The organism is Gymnodinialimonas sp. (assembly GCF_059726805.1).
In genome coordinates, this window is the sequence record NZ_AP041059.1 from 3423372 (window position 1) to 3435867 (window position 12496).

General features: G+C 61.9%; 12 protein-coding genes. 8 read left to right on the plus strand and 4 right to left on the minus strand.

The window, feature by feature from the left end; translation table 11 throughout:
* Window positions 1–5: 5 nt before the first annotated feature.
* From AC6I9R_RS16700 to AC6I9R_RS16710, 3 genes are all read right to left on the minus strand, one after another.
* Window positions 6–821, minus strand: coding sequence for a carbohydrate ABC transporter permease (locus AC6I9R_RS16700; RefSeq protein ID WP_461427348.1), 816 nt, complete (start codon window positions 819–821; stop codon window positions 6–8).
* A complete protein-coding gene (locus AC6I9R_RS16705; protein ID WP_461427347.1) occupies window positions 818–1702 on the minus strand; it encodes a carbohydrate ABC transporter permease in 885 nt (294 codons plus the stop codon). The genes AC6I9R_RS16700 and AC6I9R_RS16705 overlap by 4 nt, the downstream gene beginning before the upstream one ends.
* A 66-nt stretch (window positions 1703–1768) precedes the next feature.
* Window positions 1769–3049 (minus strand): ABC transporter substrate-binding protein, encoded by a 1281-nt coding sequence (locus AC6I9R_RS16710; protein WP_461427346.1) that lies wholly within the window; start codon window positions 3047–3049, stop codon window positions 1769–1771.
* Between the two features lie 139 nt (window positions 3050–3188).
* Here AC6I9R_RS16710 and AC6I9R_RS16715 point away from each other — a divergent pair, with 139 nt between their 5' ends.
* The 8 genes from AC6I9R_RS16715 to AC6I9R_RS16750 all read left to right on the plus strand — a co-directional run bounded on the left by AC6I9R_RS16715 (window position 3189) and on the right by AC6I9R_RS16750 (window position 11437).
* A complete protein-coding gene (locus AC6I9R_RS16715) occupies window positions 3189–3842 on the plus strand; it encodes a GntR family transcriptional regulator (RefSeq protein ID WP_461427345.1) in 654 nt (217 codons plus the stop codon).
* Between the two features lie 199 nt (window positions 3843–4041).
* The gene (locus tag AC6I9R_RS16720) at window positions 4042–6900 is read left to right on the plus strand and encodes a monovalent cation/H+ antiporter subunit A (protein WP_461427344.1); all 2859 of its coding nucleotides are present in this window, start codon (window positions 4042–4044) and stop codon (window positions 6898–6900) included.
* A 1-nt stretch (window position 6901) separates the two neighbouring features.
* Window positions 6902–7261, plus strand: a complete 360-nt coding sequence (locus tag AC6I9R_RS16725; RefSeq protein ID WP_461427343.1) for a Na+/H+ antiporter subunit C — start codon at window positions 6902–6904, stop codon at window positions 7259–7261.
* Window positions 7258–8862 (plus strand): monovalent cation/H+ antiporter subunit D, encoded by a 1605-nt coding sequence (locus AC6I9R_RS16730; protein ID WP_461427342.1) that lies wholly within the window; start codon window positions 7258–7260, stop codon window positions 8860–8862. Before AC6I9R_RS16725 ends, AC6I9R_RS16730 begins: the two co-directional genes overlap by 4 nt.
* 3 nt (window positions 8863–8865) lie before the next feature.
* Window positions 8866–9357 (plus strand): Na+/H+ antiporter subunit E, encoded by a 492-nt coding sequence (locus AC6I9R_RS16735; protein WP_461427341.1) that lies wholly within the window; start codon window positions 8866–8868, stop codon window positions 9355–9357.
* On the plus strand, window positions 9354–9623 hold the full coding sequence (locus AC6I9R_RS16740; protein WP_461427340.1) for a K+/H+ antiporter subunit F: 270 nt from the start codon (window positions 9354–9356) through the stop codon (window positions 9621–9623). Before AC6I9R_RS16735 ends, AC6I9R_RS16740 begins: the two co-directional genes overlap by 4 nt.
* Before the next feature lie 11 nt (window positions 9624–9634).
* Window positions 9635–10018 carry a Na+/H+ antiporter subunit G gene (locus AC6I9R_RS16745; RefSeq protein WP_461427339.1) on the plus strand — a complete coding sequence of 128 codons (384 nt, stop codon included), beginning with the start codon at window positions 9635–9637 and terminating at the stop codon, window positions 10016–10018.
* Window positions 10019–10069: 51 nt separating this feature from the next.
* Complete coding sequence (locus tag AC6I9R_RS16750; protein ID WP_461427338.1) at window positions 10070–11437, plus strand: FAD-dependent oxidoreductase; 1368 nt, start codon at window positions 10070–10072, stop codon at window positions 11435–11437.
* 80 nt (window positions 11438–11517) lie between these two features.
* Here the strand turns inward: AC6I9R_RS16750 and AC6I9R_RS16755 are convergent, their stop codons facing one another.
* Window positions 11518–12495 (minus strand): 2-dehydropantoate 2-reductase, encoded by a 978-nt coding sequence (locus tag AC6I9R_RS16755; protein WP_461427337.1) that lies wholly within the window; start codon window positions 12493–12495, stop codon window positions 11518–11520.
* Between the last annotated feature and the right edge of the window lies 1 nt (window position 12496).

The window sequence follows — 12496 nt, forward strand, 5'->3', positions numbered from 1 at the left end:
GCCCCCTATTTGACCGCGCCGGCTGTCATACCGCGCGTGAAGTGTTTCTGGATCATCAAGGCCATGATGAAGATCGGAACGGTGATCATGACACCGGCAGCGCTCATCAACTCCCACAGATCACCGCGTTCGGTGCGGAAGTTCACCAGGCCCACGGGCAGCGTGACCGCGTCGCGGCGGGTCAGGATCAAAGAGAACAGGAACTCGTTCCAGGTCAGGATGAAGCAGAAGATGCTTGATGTCAGGATGCCGGGCGCGGCCATCGGCAGGACAATATCCTTGATCACCCGCAGGCGTGATGCGCCATCGATCATCGCGGCCTCTTCGCTGTCTGTGGGGATGGCATCGATGTAGCCCTTGATCATCCAGATCACGAAGGGCGTCACGATGGCGAGGTTCACGATGATCAGCGCGATCCGCGTGTCCAGAAGGTCCAGCGTGCGGAACATCAGGAAGAACGGCAGCACGATCACGACCGCAGGGATGAATTGCGTCGACAGGATCAGGAAGAACAGGAACTTGCGCCCCTTCACCCGAAATCTTGAGAACGAATAAGCCGCCAGCGACGCGCAAGGCACCGCGATCAACACCGTGACGGAGGCCACGATGACCGAGTTCAGCACCATGTCCCCCAGGTTCCAGGGGTCCGAGAAGACGGTGACGAAATTGTCGAACGTCGGCGTGAAGCTGAGCGAAAGGGAATAGGCGTCGATCGGGCGTTTGAAGGCGGTCAAGAACATCCAGGCGATCGGGAACAGCACGATGACGCAGATGAAGACCAACAGGGCACGCTCGACCCACCAGGAGAGTATACGCATCATGCCGTTGCCATCTTTCTCTCGCTCAACAGCATGCGCACATACCAGATCGAGATTGTCATCATGATTGCCGTCAGGATCCACGCCAGTGCTGACGCGTAGCCCATGTCGTACCATTCAAAGCCCACGTTGAAGATGAAATAGGCCAGGGTTTCTGTCGATGTGCCGGGGCCGCCGCCTGTCAGCGTCACGACCTGATCAAACATCTTCAGCGCGAAAATCGTCTTCAGGATCGCGGTGACCAAAAGCACGCCTTTCATCTGCGGCAGGATGATCCCGAAGATGATGCGCAGGTTCGACGCGCCGTCGATGCGCGCGGCCTCCTCCGTTTCGCGCGGGATCGAGGCGAGGCCGCCGAGGCACATAAACGTCATGTAAGGCGCCCAGTGCCAAACATCCGTAACTACAAGGATGGCCATGGCGAGGTCCGGGCTGGCGAGCCAGGGCGTGCCTTCCAGCGTCGGGAAGATCGCGGCGAGGCCGTTGGACAGCACTCCAAACTCGGGGTTGAACATGAACCGAAAGCTAACGCCGATCAGCGCCGGGCTCATCGCGAAGGGCAGGATCAGGATGATCCGCGTGAAGGTGTGCATGCGGCCCTTGCGGCGCAGCAGAAGCGCCAGCGACATCGCGATGATGAGGGTCAGGATCACGGAGGAGACGACGAAAATGGTCGTCACCCACAGCGAATTGAGGAAGTGGGACTCCCCGGCCGCGCGGATGAAATTGTCAAACCCCACCCAATCCTCGGGGCGGCGCGAACGGGTCAGGTCCCAGTCGCGGAATGCCGTGGTGAGCGAGTAGGCCAAAGGGTAGAACGTCGTCGCAAGGACGATCAGGAAACCCGGAACCAGCAAGTAATATTGGAGTGATCTATCGCGCATGGCTGGCCTGGTCCCTTAGGAAATGTGCTGCGGCCACCCTAACGGCAGCCGCAGCGGATTGCGCGATCAGCCGCGGATTTCCGCGATTTCCTCGGCAGCGGCGTCAAGCGCGGCGCCGACGTCGTCCTGCTCGCCGGAAGCCAGGCTGGAGATCGCCGTCTCCAACACCTCCACGATGCGCAGCCAATCGTCGCCAAACTCGATACCATCCGCAGACTCAAGCGCATCGGCAGCGGCGGAATGGATGCCACCCCAACGAGCGTTGACCTCGTCGTCGCGCATGTTGGACAGGTGAACGGCCACCAGCTCGTTCAGCTCAGGATCAAGCAGCACGTCACGCTCCACCGAGGGATCGGTCAGCCAACCAAGGTACTCGATGGCCGCCTCGGGCGTGTCGGAATCCGCCGTCACACCAAAGATCCAGGTGTTGGTGAACGTCGTCCGATCCGCGCCCGTCACCGTGGGCAGTGCCGCGAAGCCCAACTGATCCGCCGTGATCGTGGACTGCTCCGGGTCCGTCAGCTGGGACGAGACCCACCACCAGACCGGCAGCATGGCGGAATTGCCCTGCTTGAAGCTGTTCACGGCGTCCTGTTCGACAAATACGGCGGATCCGGCCGGGGCGACTTCGTCCACAGTCAGGAAGTTGATGTATTGCTCGGTCGCCATGACACCGGCATCCGAGTTGAAGATCGGCTGTCCCGCATCGTCGAACAGATCGCCGCCATGGCCCCACAGCAGGTTCATCCAAACCATCAGGTTCTGGCCATTCAACCGCCCGTAAGGCAGCGCGATGCCCGAGGCATCGGTGGCCTCCTGGATCGCCTGGCCCGCAGTCACAACCTCGGCCCAGGTCTGGGGCACCTCGACGCCTGCCTGCTCAAACAAGTCGGTGCGGTAGAACATCAGCTGCACGTGGCCGCGCACGGGCAGGCCGTAGAGCTCTCCGTCGATCATGCCGTGGCGCATGTGGGCGGCGGGGAAGTCGGACAGGTCGGTGCCCTGGGCGGCGATGCCGTCACCGATGGGCTGGATCAGGTTCGTCAGCGACGGCACCCACTGATCCATGATCGACACAACGTCATAGTCGCCACCGCCGCCGATCATCTCGGCGGTCAGCGCTTCGCGCATGTTGGGGAATGGCACATAGTCGACTTCGACGTCGATGCCTGTGGCCTCTTCAAACGCGCCGACGCGGGCTTCATGGGCTTGGAACTGGCTGGATGTCACCGCCAGGATGCGCACCGTTTGTCCGGCGAAAGGCTGGCCTTCCGTGGCCTCCCACGCGCTGGCGTGGCCTGCGGCAAGGGCTGCGGCGATGGCCAGCGTGCTTGTGAAAACTCTCATCATATCCTCCCTGACAATGATTGACCTATGGTTAAGCGCCCGCCCCATTATCGTCAATATTATTATTGATAATCTTATTGATGGTGCATGTGCCTCGGTTATGAGTATGGTTACAAGACCGAGTATGAACGAGAAATCCATGTCGACCCAACTCGAACAAGACCTCGAAAACGATATCATCTTCGGGATTTACGCCCCGGGCAGTCGCATCACGGAAGACAGCGTGATGGCCCAGTACAATGCCAAACGCCACGCGGTTCGCAGCGCATTTGCGCTGTTGGAGACGCAAGGGCTTTTGGTGCGATGGCCCCATCGCGGCGTCGAAGTGGTGGAGTTGACCCCCGATGAGGTTGATGCGCTTTACGATGTGCGCATCGTTCTGGAGACAGCAGCCGCCGCGCGCACGAAACTGCCCGTCGAGAGCCAGATCACCGACCGTTTGGAGGATATCGCCAAACGTCACGCAGCCGCGTTCGAAGCCGGTGACGTGCGCGACGTGTTCTGGCTGAACCAAGAATTTCACGAGGTTCAGTTCGCCTGCTGTGAGAACCCCCGCCTAGTTGCGCTGATTGCGCAACACGCCCGAATCGCGCAGCCGATCCGGGTCGTAAAATACGACGACAAGACCCATATGCAGAATGTCATCGCGCAACACCACGCGATCATCGACGCCATGCGCGGCACCGATAACGACACATACGTTCAGGCCACGAAAGAGCACTTGCCCGCTTCGGCCACCGCCTATCGGTTGCTTTATGAGCGCCGCTATCAGCGTCGGCGGGCGTCAAATTGAGATCACGTGCCTAAGGCCACGACGAGTTCCAATATGGCTCGGCTGAGCGCTGGGGCACGCAAGAATTCTGGCCTGGAAACACGGCTGAACGCTCTCATCGCACTCCTGGCATTGTCGAGCGCGGCAAAACGTTTGGTTGTAGTGCTTTGACGCACCCAGTACGGATTGTTCGGACAACCAAGAAAGACAAGGCCATACCATGAGCCTCGAAGGGACAATACTTCTATTCATCGCCGTGCTGCCCTTCATCGGAGCGCTCCTGCCTGGCCTGATGATCCGTGCGGGCCGTAACGCTTGCGCGATTGCCACGGCAGTGCCGACATTCACTGCGCTGACCATGCTTATGGTTCTGGCACCGGGGGTGTTGCACGGCGAGGTGGTGCAGGCAGAGCTGCAATGGCTGCCGCAGCTTGGACTGTCGGCTTCGTTCTTTCTGGATGGGCTGGGGCTTCTCTTCGCCGGGATGATCCTTGGCGTCGGCCTGCTGATCATTCTCTACGCCCGGTTCTATCTGTCCGGCGAAGACCCGATGGGGCAGTTTTATACCTACTTGCTGCTGTTCCAGGGCGCGATGTTGGGCATTGTGCTTTCCGACAACATCCTGCTTTTGCTCATTTTCTGGGAGCTGACGTCTCTTTCGTCATTCCTTTTGATCGGCTACTGGAAGCACCTGCCCGAAGGGCGCCAGGGCGCGCGCATGGCTTTGGCCGTAACCGGCGCGGGCGGCCTTGCCATGATCGGCGGCATGCTGATCCTGGGCAACATCGTGGGCAGCTACAACCTGACGGATATCCTGCAGGCCGGTGACCAGATCCGCGCGTCCGAGTGGTATTTGCCCGCGCTGATCCTGATCCTTCTGGGCGCCTTCACCAAATCGGCGCAGTTCCCGTTCCACTTCTGGCTGCCCCACGCGATGGCCGCGCCGACACCGGTCTCGGCCTACCTGCATTCGGCAACGATGGTGAAGGCGGGCGTGTTCCTGATGGCGCGCATGTGGCCCGCCCTGGCCGGCACCGACGCGTGGTTCTACATCGTCACCACCACGGGCCTGATCACCATGGTGCTCGGCGCGCTGATCGCGCTTTTCAAGGACGACCTGAAGGCGCTTCTGGCCTTTTCCACCGTCAGCCACCTCGGCCTTCTGACGATGCTTCTGGGCTTCGGCACCACAGCCGCCGCCGTTGCCGCCGTCTTCCACATCATCAACCATCTGACGTTCAAGGCCGCGCTCTTCATGACCGCCGGCATCGTGGATCATGAGACCCACACCCGCGACATCAAACGCCTCGGCGGGCTCAGGCATTTGATGCCGATCACCTTTGTCATCGGCACGGTCGCAGCCCTGTCGATGGCAGGTATTCCGCTCTTCAACGGGTTCCTGTCGAAGGAGATGATGCTGGAGGAGGCATCGCACACCGATTGGTTTAGCAGCCCCTACGCGGTCCCGATCATGGCCACCATCGGCGCGCTCTTGTCCGTCGCCTATTCGTTGCGCTTCATCTTCCATGTGTTCTTCGGACCTGTGCGCGATGACTACCCCTCCAAGCCCCATGATCCGCCCTTTGGCATGTGGGCGGCACCCGGTTTGCTGGTCACGCTGGTGGTGATCATCGGCGTTGCGCCGTTCCTGGCCGAAGGCGTGGTGACCGCCGCCGCCAATGCTGTGACAGGCGAGGATCTGCATCCGCACCTCAAGATCTGGCACGGCGTCACGCCCGCGCTGTGGATGTCGATCATCGCTGTCGCGAGCGGCGCGATCTTGCTAACCCAGCATGGGATCCTCGACAAGGTCTGGAACGCCCTGCCGCGCCCCGAGGCGAAGGCGATCTTCGACAAGCTCGTCGACGCTATCGTCGCCGCAACCCGCGCAATCACCGAGGTCAGCCACAATGGCGCCATCAGCCGCTACCTCGCGATCTTCACGGCCACATCGGTGGTCATGGGCTACATCGCTTACGCCTCAAGCGGGCTTTCTGCGCCGACGCGGGACATGCTGCCCGTCGCCCCGGTCATCGCCGTGGGCTGGCTGATGCTGATCGTAGCGACCGTGTCCGTGGTCACGATGCACCACTACCGCTTCCGGGCGCTGGTGTTGATCGGGATCATCGGCCTGTCGATCTCTGCCGGGTTTGCGTACCTTTCGGCGCCGGACCTGGCGCTGACGCAGATCTCCGTCGAGACTGTCACGATCATGCTGCTGCTTCTGGCGCTGCATTTCATGCCGAAATCCACCCCAAAAGAGAGCCCCATGGGCCTCAAGATCCGCGACGGTGTGATCGCCCTGGGCGCGGGTGGTGGCGTGGCTGCGCTCGCCTACGCGTTCCTGATGCGCGATATCGATACGATCTCGGACTACCACATCGCCAATAGCTATGAAGGCGGCGGCGGCACCAATGTGGTGAACGTGATCCTGGTGGATTTCCGGGGCTACGACACGTTTGGCGAGATCATCGTTCTGGGCATCGCGGGCCTTGTGATCTACGCGATGATGCATGCGCTGCTGGATGGCCCGGCGGCGCGGCGCCTGAAGAACACCAACTATGATCAAGACCGGTCCCGCGACCGTCACCCGATGATGATGGTGGTTGTTACCCGCGTGCTGATGCCCATCGCCATGGTCGTGGGCCTCTACATCTTCCTGCGCGGCCATAACGAGCCCGGCGGCGGCTTCGTCGCGGGCCTGGTGATCGCGATTGCACTGCTGATGCAATACATGGCCTCAGGCTTTGCCTGGACGCAGGAGCGCAAGAAAATCGAGTACCATACGATGATCGGCCTCGGCGTCGTAATCGCGGGGCTGACAGGTGTCGGTGCTTGGCTTGCGGGCGCGCCGTTCCTGACCAGCTCCTACACCTACATCCACCTGCCCCCGATTGAGGAGTTTGAGCTGGCGACCGCCATGCTCTTTGACCTGGGCGTGTTCCTGACGGTGTTGGGCGCGGTCATGCTCATGCTTTACAGCCTCAGCCGCATCGCACGTTTTGCGGGTGAGACGGTGAACGTTGATCCGATGGACTATGACCCCGGCGAACAAGCCCAAGAAGAGGCGGAGCGCTAAGATGGAACTTATCATTTCAAGCAGCATCGGCGTTTTGACGGCTGGCGGGGTCTATCTGCTGCTGCGGCTCAGGACCTTCCCGGTGATCCTTGGCCTCGCCCTTCTGTCCTATGCGGTCAACGTGTTCCTGTTCGCCAGCGGGCGGCTGGCCATCGACCAATCGCCGATCCTGTCGCGATACGGCGAGGCCACTTACACCGACCCCCTGCCCCAGGCGCTGGTCCTGACGGCCATCGTGATTTCGTTCGGGATGACCGCCGTGTTGGTGATGATCGGCCTCGGCGCCTATCTGGAGGCCGATAGCGACCGGATCGATATCGCGGCTGACGACGACGATACGGACAACGGGGGGGCCGCATGATGCATTGGGTCATTCTTCCCGTCATTCTTCCGGCCCTGCTGGCGCCGCTGATCGCCTTCGTCATGCGCCACGACATCACGCTTGCGCGGGTGGCGTCCGTGGCAGGCACGGTTCTGCTGCTTGGCATCGCGCTGGGGCTGACCTTCATGGCCGCCGACGGCACGACCCATGTCTACCGGCTTGGCGATTGGCCCGCGCCATTCGGGATTGTTCTGGTGCTCGACCGATTGTCAGCGCTGATGGTTCTGTTGACCTCGACCCTCGCGCTGATCGTGCTGGTTCATGCGATCACCACCGGATGGGACGCCAAGGGCCGCCATTTCCACGCGCTGTTCCAGTTCCAGCTTATGGGCATCTGCGGCGCGTTCCTGACGGGCGACATCTTCAACCTCTTCGTCTTTTTCGAGGTTTTGTTGATCGCGTCCTACGGCCTGATGATCCATTCCGGCGGCAAGGCACGGATGCGTGCGGGGCTGCAATATGTGGTCATGAACCTCGCGGGTTCGACCCTGTTCCTGTTTGCCCTCGGCACGCTCTACGCCTCCACCGGCACACTCAACATCGCAGACCTTGCCGTCCGCATCCCCGAGATCCCGGCGGAAGAGGCCGCCTTGGCGCGCGTCGCCGCAATCCTTCTGATGATCGTTTTCGCGGTGAAGGCCGCGCTCTTCCCAGTGCAGTTCTGGCTGCCCGCCACATACGCCAATGCGCCCGCGCCCGTCGCAGCGCTCTTTGCGATCATGACCAAGGTCGGCGCCTACGCGATCCTGCGCATCCACACCACGGCCTTCGGGCCGGGCAATCCCGGGACCGAGGATCTGGCCGCCACCTGGCTGTTCCCGGCTGCCATCGTGACCATCGCCGTGGGGGCCTTTGGTGTCCTTGGTGCACGCCGCCTGATGCCCCTGATCGCCTTTTCAGTCGTAGGCTCCATGGGCACCTTGCTCGTGGCCGTGGCGGCATTCTCGCCTACCGCGACTAGCGCGGCTCTTTATTACATGGTTCACTCCACCTTCGCGGCGGCCTGCCTGTTCCTGATCGCAGACCTCGTCATCACCCGCCGCTCTGCCGACGCACTGGTGCCCGAGCCGCCAACGGTGCAAAATGGCCTCTTCGCGGCGCTGTTTTTTGCCGCCGCCATCGCCATGGCGGGGATGCCGCCGCTCAGCGGGTTCCTCGGCAAACTTCTGGTCCTTGACGCCCTGAGAGAGCCAGGCGTGATCGGATGGGCCTGGACGGCGATCCTTGCAGGCTCGCTGCTGACCATCGTCGGGTTCGCGCGCGCGGGCTCTGTTCTGTTCTGGAAATCTACGTCCCTCGAAGTGCCAGAGGCCGATGAGGACGCAGAGGTCACGCCGCCCGTCCCCGCCACAACCGGGCAAGTCGCCCCCGTGATGCTGGCCCTCGCGGTTCTGGGGATGCTGGCAGTGTTCGCGGGACCCGTGTCGGCCTACCTTGGCGATACCTCGGCGCAATTGTTTGACCGGGCGGGCTATATCGATGCCGTCCTCAGCCCCGTCGAAGAGGACATCGCCGCCGATGACATTGGCACCGACGACGCTCACGACGCAGACCACGGCCCTGTTGAGGAGAATCACTAAGCCATGTTGACCCGCCTAGTCCCGCACCCGCTTCTAAGCCTGATGCTGATCTTCGTCTGGCTCGGCCTGGTGAACACCTTCACATTGGGTAACTTCATTCTGGCGACGACCTTCGCCATCATTATCCCGATGCTGACGGCCGCCTATTGGCCGGATCGCCCGAAGTTGGCCCGGCCTTTGAAGGTCATCGAGTTCGTCTTGATCGTGCTCTGGGATATCGTTGTGGCCAACGTCCAGGTCGCCTTGATCATTCTGTTCAAGCGCGAGCCATCGATCAAATCCCATTGGATCCCAGTGCCGCTGGAGTTGACCTCTGCCGAAGCGATCACCGTGCTTGCAGGCACCATCACGATGACGCCCGGCACCGTATCCGCCACCCTAGCCGCGGATGGCAGTGCGATCCTGGTCCATTGCCTGCACACCGACGATCCCGACGCCGTCCGCGACGAGATCAAGGCCCGCTATGAAAGCCGTCTTTTGGAGATCTTCCCATGATCGAATATGCCCTCATCTTCGCGGCTGGCTGCTATGGTATCGCGCTTCTGCTGGACCTGTGGCGCATTGCCGTGGGTCCCGACGCCGCGGACCGGATCCTGGCGCTCGACACAATGGTGATCAACGTGATCGCGCTGCTGGTCCTCTATGGAATCTGGCGCGAGACGGCGATTTATTTTGAGGCCGCGATGCTGATTGCCATGGTCGGCTTCGTCTCAACAGTCGCCTACTGCCGCTTCCTGCTGCGCGGCGACATCATCGAATAGGGAGCGGAAAGATGAACCTTCTTGTAGAAATCCTCATCTCGACGGCCCTGGTCATCAGCGGCATCTTCGGCTTCGTCGGCTCGTATGGGTTGGTGAAACTCAAGGACACGCTGCAACGCCTGCACGCGCCCACGAAGGCAACGACCCTGGGGGTTGGCGGGGTCCTGATCGCGTCGATGATCTTCTTCTTCGCCAAGACAGGCCACATCTCGGTCCATGAACTCTTGATCTCGCTGTTCCTGTTTCTGACAGCCCCCATCACCGCAAATTTCATCGCCAAGACCTACATGGCCCACAACATGCGCCAAAAGGACCTGCCGGAGAATAAGGCGGGTTACGGGTGGTCGATTTACGATGATCCGCCTGAGGGGAACCCGGATCGTCAGCAGACGTGAACGACGTGTCGGTCCGACAGTGCGGACGCTGAATGAACGCAGGGATCATGGATGACACCCAAGAGCATTGCTGAGCCCGCGCGCCGAACCCCCGTAATCCACGAAACGGATGTTCTGGTCGTCGGGTCCGGTCCCGGCGGATTGGCGGCCGCAATGGCGGCTGCCCGCGCGGGCGTGGACGTCACCTTGCTGGAGCGGTTTGGCTGCTTTGGTGGCAACATCACCGTGGTCGGCGTTGAGGGCTTTGCCTGGTATCGCCATGAGGCCACCGTCGAGGCTGGCGGTATCGGGTGGGAATTTGAGGCGCGCGCCAAGGCCATGGGCGCCGCCGTGCCGGAAAGCCAATCCCTCAGCTACGAGTTGGACAGCGAGGGCTTCAAACTGGTGGCCGACACCCTCGTGGAAGAGGCCGGAATTCACCCGATGCTGCACCGCCAATTCGTCGCACCGATCATGGACGACGATACGATCATCGGCGTGATCGTGGAGTCCAAATCGGGACGCGAGGCAATCCTCGCCAAGCGCGTGATCGACGCCACCGGCGACGCGGATGTCGCACACCGCGCGGGCGCGCCCACCCAGAAAACACCGGTCGAAGACATGCAGGCGGCCAGCGTCATGTTCCATTTGGCGGGCGTCAACAAGTCTGCGTTCATGGCGGGCGTCAAGAAAGACCCGCAAACCTACAAGGATTGGTCCTCGGGAGAGTGGGTGGTGGAAACCGATGGAAAAGAGGATGACATGTTCTCTCCATTCCTCGGCAAACCGTTCGAGCGCGCCATCAAGGACGGCGTCATCCCAGAGCATCTCAACACCATCGGGGGCACCTGGGGCGCGGTTCATGACAGCGGTGAGATGACCTATATGAACCTCGTCCATCTCGCCGGTTGCGATGGGACCGATCCCGACAGCTTGACCCGGTTCGAGATTGAGGGGCGTCGCCAGGCGATGCACGCGATTGACGCGCTGCGCCACTATACACCCGGATGTGAAGACGTGCGTCTGCGCAACTTCGGCATGTCGATTGGCATTCGCGATACGCGCAAGATCGATGCCGTCTACAACATGACCGAGGCGGACGTGCGCCACGAGGCGCGGTTTGACGACACTATTGGTATTTACCCCGAGTTTATCGACGGATACGGCGTTCTGATCATTCCCACCACCGGGCGTTACATGCATGTGCCCTACCGGGCGATGCTGCCCAAGGCGGTGAAGAACCTGATCGTCGCTGGTCGCGCCATCGGCGGAGATCGCATCGCCCACGCCGCGACACGCAACATGGCGTGTTGCGCGGTAGCTGGCCAAGGTGCCGGCGTCGCGGCGGCGCTATCGGTCGAAAGCGGTTGCACGTTTGACGAGGTGGACATCGCGGCGGTGCAAAAGGCGCTGGAGGCTCAGGGCGTGCGGATCAGGTAGCGCCGCGCCTGAGGTTTTGTGATGACGCCACCCCGCCCTGCCCCGCAAGAACGCGCCCGCCCGTCACGCCCACTACGATGCTAAGTGTAGAGCCCCGCGACGCGCCCGCGCAGCTGCGTCAGCGCAAGGACAGTGTCGATTGTGGGCGTGGCCAACCCGGTGATCCGTCCCAGTTCCTGCACCGACCCCAGCAGCGCATCGATCTCCATCGGGCGCCCCGCGTCCAAATCCTGCAACATCGAGGTCCGGTGGGCGCCGACGGCGGCCCCCCCGTCAATCCGGCGGTCCACATCGATAGGGAACTTGACGCCCAAAGCCTCGGCCACCGCTTGCGCCTCCAGCATCATGGCGCGCGCCACACCCCGTGTCCCGGGGTCCGTGCACAGCACATCAAGCGTCGCATGGGTGAGGGCCGAGATCGGGTTGAACGACAGGTTCCCCCACAGCTTGACCCAAATCTCATCTCGCAGGCGGGGTCGCACGGGGGCCTTGAGGCCCGCCGCCATCAACGCCTTGGACAGTCGTACCGCGCGGTCGGATTTTGATCCGTCAGGCTCGCCCAACGAGAAACGATTGCCTTCGATGTGGTTGATCACGCCCGGCTCCGCAACTTCCGCGGCGGGATAGACGACGCAGCCGAGAACCCGGTCAGGACCAAACCCATCCCACTGGGCATCGCCCGGATCTACGGATTGCAATCGCGTGCCCTCAAACGGGCCGTCGAGCCCATGGAAGTACCACCACGGCACGCCGTTCACGCCTGACACAATCGTCGTCTCCGGCCCGATCAGGGGCGTCATCCTGGGGACGACCGGCGGCACGGAATGGGCCTTGAGCGTGACGATGACGTAGTCCTGGACACCCAGATCAGCCGGGTTGTCCGAGGCCGTGACGGAAACCGTCTTACGCACGCCGTCTTCAATCAGAGTAAGACCCTTGGCTTTCATCGCCGCCAGATGCGGCCCCCGCGCCACAAGGCTCACATCAGCCCCGACCTCAGCCAGCTTTGCGCCCATGTAGCCGCCAATCGCGCCCGCGCCGAAAATGCAGATCTTCATG

What these genes read in the sequence shown, in the direction of transcription:
- AC6I9R_RS16725 (WP_461427343.1), top strand. Translation starts at nt 6,902, where the DNA reads ATGGAACTTATCATTTCAAGCAGCATCGGCGTTTTGACGGCTGGCGGG.
- AC6I9R_RS16740 (WP_461427340.1), top strand. Translation starts at nt 9,354, where the DNA reads ATGATCGAATATGCCCTCATCTTCGCGGCTGGCTGCTATGGTATCGCG.
- AC6I9R_RS16755 (WP_461427337.1), bottom strand. Translation starts at nt 12,495, where the DNA reads ATGAAGATCTGCATTTTCGGCGCGGGCGCGATTGGCGGCTACATGGGC.
- AC6I9R_RS16700 (WP_461427348.1), bottom strand. Translation starts at nt 821, where the DNA reads ATGATGCGTATACTCTCCTGGTGGGTCGAGCGTGCCCTGTTGGTCTTC.
- AC6I9R_RS16745 (WP_461427339.1), top strand. Translation starts at nt 9,635, where the DNA reads ATGAACCTTCTTGTAGAAATCCTCATCTCGACGGCCCTGGTCATCAGC.
- AC6I9R_RS16730 (WP_461427342.1), top strand. Translation starts at nt 7,258, where the DNA reads ATGATGCATTGGGTCATTCTTCCCGTCATTCTTCCGGCCCTGCTGGCG.
- AC6I9R_RS16720 (WP_461427344.1), top strand. Translation starts at nt 4,042, where the DNA reads ATGAGCCTCGAAGGGACAATACTTCTATTCATCGCCGTGCTGCCCTTC.
- AC6I9R_RS16705 (WP_461427347.1), bottom strand. Translation starts at nt 1,702, where the DNA reads ATGCGCGATAGATCACTCCAATATTACTTGCTGGTTCCGGGTTTCCTG.
- AC6I9R_RS16735 (WP_461427341.1), top strand. Translation starts at nt 8,866, where the DNA reads ATGTTGACCCGCCTAGTCCCGCACCCGCTTCTAAGCCTGATGCTGATC.
- AC6I9R_RS16750 (WP_461427338.1), top strand. Translation starts at nt 10,070, where the DNA reads ATGACACCCAAGAGCATTGCTGAGCCCGCGCGCCGAACCCCCGTAATC.
- AC6I9R_RS16710 (WP_461427346.1), bottom strand. Translation starts at nt 3,049, where the DNA reads ATGAGAGTTTTCACAAGCACGCTGGCCATCGCCGCAGCCCTTGCCGCA.
- AC6I9R_RS16715 (WP_461427345.1), top strand. Translation starts at nt 3,189, where the DNA reads ATGTCGACCCAACTCGAACAAGACCTCGAAAACGATATCATCTTCGGG.